Annotated in this window: 12 protein-coding genes; 5 read left to right on the plus strand and 7 right to left on the minus strand. The window is 67.9% G+C overall.

The genetic code is table 11. From position 1 onward, the window contains the following. Positions 1-33: 33 nt before the first annotated feature. From cydC to purT, 7 genes are all read right to left on the minus strand, one after another. On the minus strand, positions 34-1731 hold the full coding sequence (gene cydC, locus ACUDCK_RS27110; RefSeq protein ID WP_445659276.1) for a thiol reductant ABC exporter subunit CydC: 1698 nt from the start codon (positions 1729-1731) through the stop codon (positions 34-36). After that, the gene (cydD, locus tag ACUDCK_RS27115; RefSeq protein ID WP_175166972.1) at positions 1728-3473 is read right to left on the minus strand and encodes a thiol reductant ABC exporter subunit CydD; all 1746 of its coding nucleotides are present in this window, start codon (positions 3471-3473) and stop codon (positions 1728-1730) included. Before cydD ends, cydC begins: the two co-directional genes overlap by 4 nt. Beyond that, positions 3470-3595, minus strand: a complete 126-nt coding sequence (gene cydX / locus ACUDCK_RS27120; protein WP_054474887.1) for a cytochrome bd-I oxidase subunit CydX — start codon at positions 3593-3595, stop codon at positions 3470-3472. Before cydX ends, cydD begins: the two co-directional genes overlap by 4 nt. Before the next feature lie 15 nt (positions 3596-3610). Continuing rightward, complete coding sequence (cydB, locus tag ACUDCK_RS27125; RefSeq protein WP_064524021.1) at positions 3611-4762, minus strand: cytochrome d ubiquinol oxidase subunit II; 1152 nt, start codon at positions 4760-4762, stop codon at positions 3611-3613. 13 nt (positions 4763-4775) lie between these two features. Continuing rightward, positions 4776-6350: a cytochrome ubiquinol oxidase subunit I gene (locus ACUDCK_RS27130; protein ID WP_054500402.1), complete on the minus strand. Its 1575-nt coding sequence runs from the start codon at positions 6348-6350 to the stop codon at positions 4776-4778. A gap of 129 nt (positions 6351-6479) precedes the next feature. Next, the gene (locus ACUDCK_RS27135) at positions 6480-7025 is read right to left on the minus strand and encodes a GbsR/MarR family transcriptional regulator (protein ID WP_049076860.1); all 546 of its coding nucleotides are present in this window, start codon (positions 7023-7025) and stop codon (positions 6480-6482) included. A 279-nt stretch (positions 7026-7304) separates the two neighbouring features. Then, complete coding sequence (purT, locus tag ACUDCK_RS27140) at positions 7305-8522, minus strand: formate-dependent phosphoribosylglycinamide formyltransferase (protein WP_116792211.1); 1218 nt, start codon at positions 8520-8522, stop codon at positions 7305-7307. A gap of 104 nt (positions 8523-8626) precedes the next feature. Between purT and ACUDCK_RS27145 the strand changes: the two genes are divergently transcribed. Genes ACUDCK_RS27145 through lptB form a run of 5 tightly spaced genes read left to right on the plus strand, consistent with a single transcriptional unit; the run spans position 8627 to position 12350 of the window. Further along, positions 8627-9616, plus strand: coding sequence for a KpsF/GutQ family sugar-phosphate isomerase (locus ACUDCK_RS27145; RefSeq protein WP_175166971.1), 990 nt, complete (start codon positions 8627-8629; stop codon positions 9614-9616). Next, positions 9613-10221, plus strand: a complete 609-nt coding sequence (locus tag ACUDCK_RS27150) for a KdsC family phosphatase (protein WP_081273411.1) — start codon at positions 9613-9615, stop codon at positions 10219-10221. Before ACUDCK_RS27145 ends, ACUDCK_RS27150 begins: the two co-directional genes overlap by 4 nt. 27 nt (positions 10222-10248) lie before the next feature. Next, positions 10249-10881 (plus strand): LPS export ABC transporter periplasmic protein LptC, encoded by a 633-nt coding sequence (lptC, locus tag ACUDCK_RS27155; RefSeq protein WP_054500398.1) that lies wholly within the window; start codon positions 10249-10251, stop codon positions 10879-10881. Beyond that, a complete protein-coding gene (lptA, locus tag ACUDCK_RS27160) occupies positions 10878-11522 on the plus strand; it encodes a lipopolysaccharide transport periplasmic protein LptA (protein ID WP_064524017.1) in 645 nt (214 codons plus the stop codon). The genes lptC and lptA overlap by 4 nt, the downstream gene beginning before the upstream one ends. Before the next feature lie 33 nt (positions 11523-11555). Next, positions 11556-12350: an LPS export ABC transporter ATP-binding protein gene (lptB, locus tag ACUDCK_RS27165; RefSeq protein ID WP_049076872.1), complete on the plus strand. Its 795-nt coding sequence runs from the start codon at positions 11556-11558 to the stop codon at positions 12348-12350. The last annotated feature ends 48 nt before the right edge of the window (positions 12351-12398 follow it).

A 12398-nucleotide genomic window follows, 5' to 3' on the forward strand; every position in this document is an offset into this window, starting at 1 on the left:
GAAGCAAGGCGAACTATAACCGCGCAACCGCGCTTAAGCCAGGACCGCCACGGCTGAGGACACCTCATGCAACTGTCCGCCGCGCAAAGTGCAACAGCGGTCGACGGCGCCGGGCGGCAGCACGGCATGCGTGGCCAGGATGACGGTGCGTCCCCCCACCGCGTGTTCCAGGTCGGCGAAGAACGCCGCCTCGGCGGCCGCATCCAGACCCGCGGTCGGTTCATCCAGCACGATGACATCGGCCGGCGACAACAACGCCCGCGCCAGGCACAGGCGCCGCGCCTGCCCGGCGGACAGCAGGGAACCGGTTTCGCCGGCCCAGGTATCCAGCCCATCAGGCAACCCGCGCACGAATTCCCCGAGGCGGGCGGCGTCCAGCGCGCGCCACAACTCGGCGTCGCCGGCCTGCGGGTCGCCGATCAGCAGATTGGTGCGCAAGGTGCCCAGGAATACCGGGGCGTCCTGCGACAGCAACGCGATGCGTCGATGCCAGTCCGCCTGCGCACAGGCGCGGGCATCGATGCCCGCGTAGCGCACCTGGCCGTCCAGCGGATCCTCCAGCCGCAGCAGCAGATGCAGCAGCGTGGACTTGCCCGCGCCGCTCTCGCCCAGGATGGCGACCCGTTCTCCCGGCTCGACCCGCAGTTGCAGGTGATGCAGCACAGGCAGGGGCGTCTCGCCGGCCCGCGCCGGATAGGCGAAGGACACATCAACCAGTTCCAGCGCGCCGCGCGTCGGCAGCGGGCTGGGCACGGCGGGATCGCACATGTCCGGCTCGCGCTGCGCCACGTCGCGGATGCGCGCGGCGGCCGACAGCGCCGACCCCATGCGCGAGGCGCCGCGCATGATCGGGCCGGCCACTTCGAAGATGCCGATTACGGCCAGCAACAGTCCCACCAGCAACGGCCCGTGCAATACGCCGGCTTCGTAACGCGCCAGGCCGAACCACAGCAGCGCCAGCACCGATAGCCCGGCCGCCGCCTGCAGGAACCATTGCCCCCGCGCCGCGACCCGGGCCTGGCTGCCGCGGGCACGCGCGCTGGCCTCGCACAATTGGTCGAAATGCGCCTGGGTCTGCGACTGCGCATGCAGCGCGACCATGTCGGCGTGACCATCGACCGCGTCGAGCACGGCAGCACGCAGTCCGGCCGCGCTCTCCTGCGCGGCTACGCCAGGCTTGCGCGCGGCGCGCAGCAGCCACAGCGGCACCAGGACACAGACCGCCAGCAGCGCCAGCGCGAACACCAGGGCCGCCGCCGGCACCCAATAACCCAGCACGGCGGTCAACGCCGCGCCGGCCAGGATGGCCGTCGCCAGCGGCGCCAACACGAACAGGAACACGGTGTCGAGCGCATCGACGTCGCCTGTCATGCGCGCCACCAGGTCGCCACTGCGGTAACTCGCCAACTGGCGCGGCGTCAGGCGGATCAGCGCCGTGAAGACTGCCGCGCGCAGGTCGGCCAGCAGGCGCAGCGTGGCGGCATGCCCGACCACCCGGTCGGCATAACGCGACACGATGCGCAGGAACGACAGGCCGCGCACCAGCGCGGACGGCGCGAACAGATTGAAGGCGCCGCCCGCGCCGGCCAGCGCGGCGCCGGTCAGGAACCAGCCGGACACGCCCAGCAGGCCGACGCCCGCGGCCACCGTCGCCAGCGCGCAGAACAGCGCGAGCAACAAACCCGCCTTGCGGCGCGCATATAGCGGCAGGAGCAACAACAGGTTCTTCATACGTCTTTCACTTTTGCATCGGCGAGGCGCAGCACCCGCGCGAAACGCGCCGCGACCGCGGGCGAATGGGTGGCGAGCAGCAGCGTGCGGCCAGCGGCGAATGCCAGGATCTCGTCCAGCACTCGCGCCTGCGTGGCCTCGTCCAGGTGTGCCGTGGGCTCGTCCAGCAGGATCAACCCGGGATCGCGCAGGAACAGGCGCGCCAGCGCAACGCGCTGCGCCTGGCCGCCCGACAGGCCATGACCGCGGCTGCCCAGCGGCGTATCCAGCCCTTGCGGCAGCCCGGCGGCGAATTCGAGCACACAGGCGCGGCGAGCCGCATCATGCACCATCGCGTCGGTGGCATCGGGGCGTCCCAACCGGATGTTGTCCGCGATCGACCCCGCCAGCAGTTGCGGCCTCTGCCCGATCAGCGCCACGCGCGCGCGCAGATCGGCCTCGCTCCACTGGTCCAGCGGCACGCCATCGAGGCGAATGTCGCCGTCGCCCCGGCGCAGGCGCGCGATGGCCTCGATCAGCGTGGACTTGCCGATACCGCTCGGCCCCATCAAGGCCGCGTGCTCGCCCGGGGCCAGCGCCAACGCCGCCGCGGACAGCACCGGCAAGGGCCGCCCGGGCGCCGTCATGGTCAGCCCCGCCACCGTCAGGCCGGCGGCGCCCGATACCGGCGCCATCGGCCCATCCTGGCGCGATTCGACGGCTTCCCCCTGCGGCAGCCCATCGAACAGCGTGGCGATCTGCGACACCGCGGCCAGCGCCGTGGCGCGGTCGTGGTAGTGCGCGGCAAACTGGCGCAAGGGCGCGTAGACCTCGGGCGCCATCAGCAGACAGAACAGGCCGGCCTGCAGCGTGAACGGCGACCAGCGCAGGTCGAGGAACCCCAGGTAGCTCAGGCCGATGTAGACGGCCACGCCCGCCACGCCCAGCGCGGCGAAGAATTCCAGCACCGCCGACGACAGGAAGGCGATCCGCAGCACGGACATGGTGCGCTGGCGCAGCGCATCGCTGGCGGCGGCGACGGAAGCCGCCTCGGCTTCGGCGCGGCCATACAGCTTCAGGGTGGACAGGCCGCGCAGGCGGTCGGCGAAGAATCCCGACAGCCGCGCGAAAGCCCGCAGATGACGCCGGCTGGCGCCTTGCGCGCCCCAGCCGACCAGCGCCATGAACAGCGGAATCAGCGGCGCGGTGATCAACAGCACCAGCCCCGCGATCACATCCACCGGCAGCAACAGGACCGCAAACGCCACCGGCAGCAGCGCCGCCGCGGCCATGGCCGGCAGATACTTGGAGAAGAATCCGTCGAGCGCCTCGACCTGGTCCACCAGCGCGCTGGCGATCTCGCCCGAGGCCTGCCGGCGGCTCCAGTCAGGTCCTTTGCGCAGCAGGCGCGCGAACAGCGCCTGGCGCACGTGACGCTTGATACGCTCGGCGGCATCGGCCCCGGCGCGCTCGCCCGCCCAGGTGATGCAGGCGCGCGCCAGCATCAGCGCGGCGATGGCCAGGATCTGGCCGAGCAGTTCCAGGCGCGGCGCCTGCCGCACGACGGCGGCATCCAGCACGCTGGCCAGCAGCCAGGCCTGAACCACCAGCAACGCGCCGGACACCAGCGGCGCCGCGCCCGCCAGGATGAGCGGCAGCCGGGCCGCCCCGGCCAGCGCCATCAGCCAGCGCGATTGCTCGCGGGGCGGCTTGCGCAGGGTGGCCGAGGGGTCATGCTCGAGGCTGCTGGCGCGGCCGCTCACTCGTCGTTACGGCTGGCGCGCGGGTCATGCGAGTGACCTTCGCGCAGCTCGAACCACATTGCGTTGAGGATGGCGAACGCACACGCCAATCCCAGGCCGAGTACCCATGAGAAATACCACATGGTGAAGGCTCCTTGTCAGTACGAATTGGGCGTGTCGCCCACGGATGCATGCGTCACCTTGCCGCGCATGACGCGATACACCCAGGCGGTGTAGAGCGTCACGATCGGCAGGAACACCACCACCGCGATCACCATGATCCACAGCGTCATGTGGCTGGACGAGGCGTCCCAGACCGTCAGGCCGGCTTTCGGGTTGGTCGACGACGGCATCAGGAACGGGAACAGCGAGAAGCCGACCGTCAGGATGACGCCGCTGATCGAAACGGCCGAGGCCAGGAACGACAACACGTTGGCGCGCAACGTCAGCAACAGCAGCACCAGCACGGCGCCCGCCACGCCCAGCGCGGGCGCGATCCACATCAGCGGCCACTTGGCGTAGTTGGCCATCCAGGCGCCGGCCTGCACCGCGACCGTCTTGAGCATCGGATCCGAAGGACCTTGCATGTCCACCGCGCTGGTGATGGCATGGCCGCTGAGCGACTTCACCCAGAAGCCCCCGGCGACGAACAACACCAGCGTCAGCAACGCGCACAGGCGGCCCCAGTTGCGGGCTCGCGACGACACGGGGTCCTCGGTGCGCCAGGCCAGCAGCACCGCGCCGTGCATCGCCAGCATCACCACGCTCAGCACGCCGCACAGCAGCGCGAACGGCGTGAACAGTTGGTAGAAGTGACCCTGGTACACCATGCGCAGCGCGTTTTCGTCGAAGGTGAACGGCACGCCGAGGATGATGTTGCCCACGGCCACGCCGAACACCAGCGAGGCCACCACGCCGGAGAAGCACAGCACGCCGTCCCAGCTATTGCGCCAGCGGGTGCCTTCCATCTTGCTGCGGTACTTGAAGCCGACGGGACGCAGGATCAGCGCGATCAGCGCCAGCATCATCGCCAGGTAGAAGCCCGAGAACGAGGCGGCGTACAACAGCGGCCAGGCGGCAAAGATCGCGCCGCCCGCGGTGATCAGCCACACCTGGTTGCCTTCCCACACGGGGCCGACCACGTTGATCACCACGCGGCGTTCGGCATCGGTCTTGGCGACCACCGGCAGCAGCGCCGCCACGCCCAGGTCGAAGCCGTCCATCACGGCGAAGCCGATCAGCAGCGCGCCCAGCAGCACCCACCAGACCACCCGCAAGGTGGCGTAGTCGAAAGGAATAAGGGTATCCATTGTTTCTCTCCCCTTAAGCGCGCACGGCGGCGTGGACGGGATCGGCGGCGGCGCTGGCCGGGACCGGCGCGTCGGATTTCGGGCCCTTGCGCACGGCGTGCAGCATGACCTTCACGCCGATGATCAGCAGCACGGTGTACAGCACCAGGAAGATCGTCAGGCTGATGGCCAGGTCGGCGATCGTGAGGCCGGACGCCGCGTAATACGTGGGCAGCACGCCTTCGATCACCCATGGCTGGCGGCCGTACTCGGCCACGAACCAGCCGCTCTCGATGGCGATCCAGGGCATGGGCAGGCTCCACAGCGCCACCTTCAGCAGGCCGCGGCGGCTGTCCAGGCGACCGCGCGAGGCCAGCCAGAATGCCACGCCGAAGAACAGGATCAGGTACATGCCCACGGCCACCATGATGCGGAACGCCCAGAACAGCGGCGCCACGTTCGGCACGGTATCCACCGCGGCCTTCTTGATGTCCTCTTCGGTGACCTTGCTCATGTCGGTCTGGTAGCGTTTGACCAGCAACGCGTAGCCGAGATCGGGCCAGGTGCGGTCGAACACCATGCGGGCGTCGACGTCCTTGGGATTGGCGCGGATCTTCTGCAGGGCGTCGTACGCCACCATGCCGTCGCGGATGCGATTCTCGGCGCGCAGGATCAGGTCGTTGATGCCCAGCAGCGGGGTCGTCAGCGAGCGCGTGCCGATGAGGCCCATGACGTAGGGAATCTCGATGGCGAAGTCGTTCTTGCGTTCGGCCTGGTTGGGCAGCGCGATCAGGTTGAAGGACGCGGGCGCCGGCTCGGTGTGCCACATGGATTCCATGGCCGCGATCTTCATCTTCTGGTGTTCGGTGGTGAGATAACCGCTCTCGTCACCCAGCACGACGACCGACAGCGCCGAGGCCAGGCCGAAGCTGGCGGCGACCGCCATCGAGCGCTTGGCCAGGTCGGTGTGGCGGCCCTTGAGCAGGTACCAGGCGCTGATCGACATGACGAACATGGCGCCCGCCACGTAGCCCGCGCTGACCGTGTGCACGAACTTGGCCTGGGCCACCGGGTTGAAGATCACCGCGGCGAAGTCGGTCATTTCCATGCGCATGGTGTCGGGGTTGAACACCGCGCCCACCGGGTTCTGCATCCAGCCGTTGGCGATCAGGATCCAGAGCGCCGAGAAGTTGGTGCCGAATGCCACCAGCCAGGTCACCACCAGGTGGCTGACCTTGGACATGCGGTTCCAGCCGAAGAAGAACAGGCCGACGAAGGTGGCTTCCAGGAAGAAGGCCATCAGCCCTTCGAGCGCCAGCGGCGCGCCGAAGATGTCGCCCACGTAGTGGCTGTAGTACGACCAGTTCATGCCGAACTGGAACTCCATGACCACGCCCGTGGCCACGCCCAGCGCGAAGTTGATGCCGAACAGGGTGCCCCAGAACATCGTCATCCGCTTCCAGATGGGGCGGCCAGTCATGACGTACACGCTTTCCATGATGGCCAGGATGAACGACAGGCCGAGCGTGAGGGGGACGAAGAGGAAGTGGTACAGCGCGGTCGCGGCAAACTGGAATCGCGACAGGTTGACGACGTCGAGATCAATCATTGGGGCGCTCCCATGCAGGTGAGTAGCCACAGCAACCGGCATGGTTCCCAGGCCGTCTCTGGCGCCATGATAAGGGCGTTGTATACAGCTTCATAGAGGTTTCCTGAAAAAATCGGGGCGGATCAGCGATCAGCCTTTGCCCCGCAACTTGCCGGCGAAGCCCAGCACTTTCTGCACTTTCGAACCCAGCTTCATCAGGTTCTGCAGAGTCTCCGGCGGCAGACGTTGAACCTCATCGAACCACCCGGTGGACAGTTCGATGAGCTCCAGCATTTCGGTCATGCGTTGCTGCGCGTAGGCACCGTCCGGTCCCGTGGGGGGCTCCAGCAGGGTGTCTCGCAGCAGGGTGAGGGTGGGATCGATTTCGCGCTTGCGCTTCTCTTCCATCAGGATGCGGAAGATCTCCCAGACATCCTTGGGCGTCTCGAAGTAGTCGCGGCGGTCGCCGACCTGGTGCACCAGCTTCACCAGGCGCCAGGACTGCAGCTCCTTCAGGCCCAGGCTGACGTTCGAACGGGAAAAGCCCAGCGTTTCGGCGATGTCGTCGGCATGCAGGGGCTGGGGCGCCAGGAACAGCAAGGCGTAGATCTGGCCGACGGTGCGGTTCACGCCCCAACGGCTGCCCATTTCGCCAAAGTGCAGGACGAAACGTTCGTTTTGAGGGGTGAGCACCATGATCCATCCAGGCCGGCAAATGCGATGACGGCATACATAAATAGTTACGCCGTTTTCAGAGATTCCTGAAATTATCGAACAAACTGTGCGAAAACACAAACCACACCGATGACAGGGGTATAGCCGCAAGGGATGACAATTCTGTCGTTCCGCCCCCGAAATCAGTCGCAATCTGTGGTGGACGCGCCACGAAAAAAAGCCACCCGCCGGTTGGCGGGTGGCTGCGAATCAAGGGGAAATCCAGGGCGCCGCCCCCGGCGCGCGGGGCGGATGGGCGGGTCAGCCGGCCTTGACGGTGACGGCGGCCGACACGCGCTTGGCCTTGGCGCGCGCGGCGGCCACATCCTCGGCGATCGCCAGGCCCACGCCCATGCGGCGCTTGACGAAGGACTCGGGCTTGCCAAACAGACGGATGTCGGTGCCCGGCTCTGCCAGCGCCTGCGCCACGTTGTGGAACGACACGGCCTTGGCCTCGACGCCGCCATAGATGACGCTGCTCGCGCCAGGCTGGCGCAGCGAGGTGTCCACCGGCAGGCCGAGCAGGGCGCGGGCGTGCAGTTCGAATTCGTTCTGCGCCTGGGTAATCATGGTGACCATGCCGGTGTCATGCGGGCGCGGGCTCACTTCCGAGAACCACACCTGGTCGCCGGCCACGAACAGTTCGACGCCGAAAATTCCAAGGCCGCCCAGCTCGGCCGTCACGGCAAGGGCGATCTCGCGGGCACGCTCCAGCGCCGCGGGCGACATGGGATGGGGTTGCCAGCTCTCGACGTAGTCGCCGTCGACCTGCTTGTGGCCGATCGGCTCGCAGTAGCGGGTCTCGACCTGGCCGTCGGCGCCGCGGGCGCGCACGGTCAGCAGCGTGATTTCGTAATCGAAGCGGATGAAGCCCTCGACGATGGCGCGGCCGCCGCCCACCCGGCCGCCCTCCTGGGCGTAGCGCCAGGCGGCGCCCAGGTCCTCGGCGCCCTTGATCACGGACTGGCCCTTGCCCGACGAGGACATGACCGGCTTGATGACGCAGGGATAGCCGATGCCACCGTCGATGGCCCGGCGCAATTCGTCTTCCGTATCGACGAAGGCGTAGGGCGAGGTGGGCAGGCCCAGGGTCTCGGCCGCCAGGCGGCGGATGCCCTCGCGGTTCATGGTCAGTTGCGCCGCCCGGGCGGTCGGGGTGACCCGCGCCACGCCGGCCGCTTCCAGATCCACCAGCAAATTGGTGGCAATGGCCTCGATTTCGGGGACAATAACGTGCGGTTGCTCTTGCCGGATGATTTTTTCCAGGGCTTCAGGGTCCGTCATCGACACCACATGGGCGCGATGCGCCACCTGGTGGCCCGGCGCGTCGGCATACCGGTCCACCGCGATGACTTCCACGCCCAGCCGCTGCAGAGCGATGATGACCTCTTTGCCCAACTCGCCCGAGCCGAGCAGCATGACTCGGGTGGCCAGGGGGGACAGGGGCGTGCCAAGGACGGGGCTGGGAATGCTGGACATGAGCGGGCCTGGAAAGGAAAGATTGATAGCCGGATAAAAGAGTCGCCAGGATGCCATACCCCCCTCCCAGGGGCAAACCCGCAACCTGATATTAAAATCCCCTGATGACCGATCATCCCACCACAACGTCCGAGACCGCGCTGGCATCTGCGCGCAGGACGCTGCAAATCGAAAGCCAGGGCATCCTGGACCTGTCCGCGCGGCTGGACGACAGCTTCGCGCGGGTCGTCGCCATGCTGCTGGCCTGCCGTGGGCGCGTGGTCGTCAGCGGCATCGGCAAGACCGGCCACATCGCCCGCAAGATCGCCGCCACCTTCGCCTCCACCGGCACGCCCGCCTTCTTCGTGCACGCCGCCGAAGCGGTGCACGGCGACCTGGGCATGATCACCCGCGACGACGTCCTGATCGCCATTTCGTATTCCGGGTCGGGCCAGGAGCTGCTCACCATCCTGCCGGTGGTGCGCCGCATGGGCGCCAGCCTGGTGGCCATTACCGGCAATCCGCAGTCCGAGCTGGCGCGGCTCGCCGACGTCCACCTGGACGCCAGCGTGTCCCAGGAAGCCTGCCCGCTGAACCTGGCGCCGACCGCCAGCACCACCACGGCCCTGGCCCTGGGCGATGCGCTGGCCGTGGCCTGTCTGGAGGCGCGCGGGTTCGGGCCCCGGGATTTCGCCCGCTCGCATCCGGGCGGCGCGCTCGGCCGGCGCCTGCTGACCCACGTGCGCAACGTCATGCGCCAGGGCGACGCCCTGCCCGTCGTGGCGCAGGGCACGCCGGTCTCGCAGGCGCTCGAAGTCATGTCGGCCAAGGGGATGGGCATGACCGTGGTGAGCGATGCGCAGCACCGCCCGGTCGGCATCTTCACCGACGGCGACCTGCGCCGCCTGATCGCACGCTACGGCGACATCCGCAGCCTGAACGTCGAAGCCGGCATGACGCGCTCGCCGCGCAGCATCAACCCGGACGCGCTGGCCGTCGAGGCCGCGCGCCAGATGGACGAACTGCGGCTCAATCACATGCTGGTGCTGGACGCCGATGGCGCCCTGCTCGGCGCCTTGCACATGCACGACCTGATGGCCGCCAAAGTGGTATGACTATGACTCTCCCCCCTTCGATCACCCACCCCGCCGAAGCCCTGGTCCTGGCCCGTATCGCGCCAGCGGTGCGCGAACGCGCCGCCGCCGTGCGCCTGATGGTCTTCGACGTGGACGGCGTGCTGACCGACGGCGGCCTGTATTACGGCGAGACCGGCGAAGTCCAGAAGCGCTTCAACGCCCTGGATGGCCATGGCCTGCGCCTGCTGATGGAAGGCGGCCTGAAGGTGGCGCTGATGACTGGCCGCTCCGGCCCGATCGTGGCGCGCCGCGCCGCCGAGCTGGGAATTTCCGAGATCATGCAGGGCGTGCGCGACAAAGGCGCCGCGCTGGCCGAACTTGCGCAGCGCAGCGCGGTCCAACTGAACCAGACCGGCTACATGGGCGATGACATCATCGACCTGCCGGCCATGCAACGCGCCGGCTTCGCCGCCAGCGTGCCGAATGCGCCGGGCTACGTCAGCCAGGCGGCCCACTGGATCGCAACGCAAGCGGGCGGCAACGGCGCGGTGCGCGAATGTTGCGACCTGCTGCTGGCCTCCCAGGGCCGGCTGGGCGGATTCCTGGCGGCGCCGGGACTGCTCGGTCCTGGCGCCATCCAGTAAGCGCCCCTATCACGCCCCGCAGACCTGATGAAAGATCGTTTCCCTTCCCTGATCGCGCTGTTCCTGCTGCTGGTGCTCGTCGCCAGCACGTACTGGGCCGCCGACTACGCGCAGCGGGCCATCCAGACGGACCCGCCGCGCCGCGTCACGCACGAAATGGACGCCTGGTCGCGTAATTTCGTGATGCTGCGCACCGACCCCACCGGGCGACCCATCAATCGGCTCGAGGGCGATTACGCCGAACATTTCCCGGACGACGATTCGTATCACATCACCCAGCCGCGCGCCATCGGCCAGCGCGAAGCCAGTCCGATCACCGTGGGCGTGTCCAAGACGGCCGTCATGGAACAGGGCGGCAAGCGCATCGTCATGAACGGCGACGCGCACGTGCACCGCCAGCCGGACGCCAACAACGACGTCCTGGACGTGCGCAGCCAGCAACTGATCCTGCTGCCGGACGACGACGTGGTCTACACCGACCTGCCCGCGGAAGTCATCAAGGGCCGCTCGCGCATGAACGGCAAGGGCATGCACTACAACAACAAGACACGCCAATTGCAGGTATCGGCGTCCACCGACGTGGAAATCGCCGGCACGGAAAACAAATCGCGCCGCCCGGCCGAGACGCCTGCCAACACCACTGACCCGAAGAAACCATGACCGACTTCCGGATTCGCATTGCCCCCACCACGCGCCTGCTGGGCGCGATGCTGCTGATGGCATCGGCGGTAGCGCCGGCGCTCGCGGCCGACCCCAAGCCGGCCGCCGCCGGCGCGAGCAAGACCGCGCCCGCCGAGGAACCCACCACCACGATCCTGTCGGACACGCTGCACTACGACGACGTGAAGAAACAAAGCGTGTTCACCGGCAACGTCAACATGACGCGTGGCCTGATGACGCTCACCTCCGACAACCTGGAAATGCGCGAGGACGCCGCTGGCAACCAGTACGGCACCGCCACCGCGAACAAGGGCAAGGTCGTCACCATCCGCCAGGAACGTCCCGAGACCTTCGAACTGATCGAGGGCAAGGGCCTGCGCGCCGAATACGACGGCACCAAGAGCACCTTCGACCTGATCGGCCAGGCGGTGGTGGTGCGCTATGTCTGCGGCAAACCGTTTGACACGATTCGCGGCGACCGGGTGCGCTACAACGAGAAAAGCGGCACCTACGAAGCCCAGGGCGGCCCGAACTCCTCGGCGGCTGGCGGCCGGGTCCGTTCCGTGGCCGAGCCGCGCGCCAAGTCGGACGCCGCGGTGGCCGAGTGCCGCAAGCAGCAGGAATCGAAGAAGGGGCGCTGACAGCGCCTCCCATGTCACCCATACGCAGCCACGATGAACCAACCTTCAGTGCAGACTCCCGTGACCTCCGCCCCTTCGGGCGTCAAGCAGGGCAGCCTGCGCGCAACCGGCTTGCGCAAGACCTACAACGGCCGCACCGTGGTGCAGGACGTGTCCCTGTCCGTCTCCAGCGGCGAAGTGGTGGGCCTGCTTGGCCCCAACGGCGCCGGCAAGACCACCAGCTTCTACATGATCGTGGGCCTGGTGCCGGCCGACGCCGGCCGTATCGAGATCGACGGCTCGGTCATCACCGCGATGCCGATCCACAAGCGCGCGCGCATGGGACTGTCGTACCTGCCCCAGGACGCCTCGGTGTTCCGCCGCCTGACGGTCGAGCAGAACATCCGCGCGGTGCTCGAACTGCAGATCGGGCCGGACGGCCGCACGCTGTCCACGCCCAAGATCAATGAACAGATGGAACTGCTGCTCGAAGAGCTGCAGATCGGCCACATCCGCAGCAACGCCGCCATTTCGCTGTCGGGCGGCGAGCGCCGCCGCGTCGAAATCGCGCGCGCGCTGGCCACCAGTCCGCGCTTCATCCTGCTGGACGAGCCGTTCGCCGGCGTGGACCCGATCGCCGTGATCGAGATCCAGCGCATCGTGCGCTTCCTGAAGGGTCGCGGCATCGGCGTGCTGATCACCGACCACAACGTGCGCGAAACACTGGGCATCTGCGACCGCGCCTACATCATCAGCGAAGGCAAGGTGCTGACCGACGGTCATCCCGACGAAATCGTCGGCGATCCGGCCGTTCGCCGCGTCTACCTGGGCGAACACTTCCGCATGTAACACCTCCATTGGGGAAAATCCCAGGGTCCGTGACGGCCCCTGGGGCAC

The organism is Achromobacter sp. CF-sbj1-Ac2-l (genome assembly GCF_052698165.1).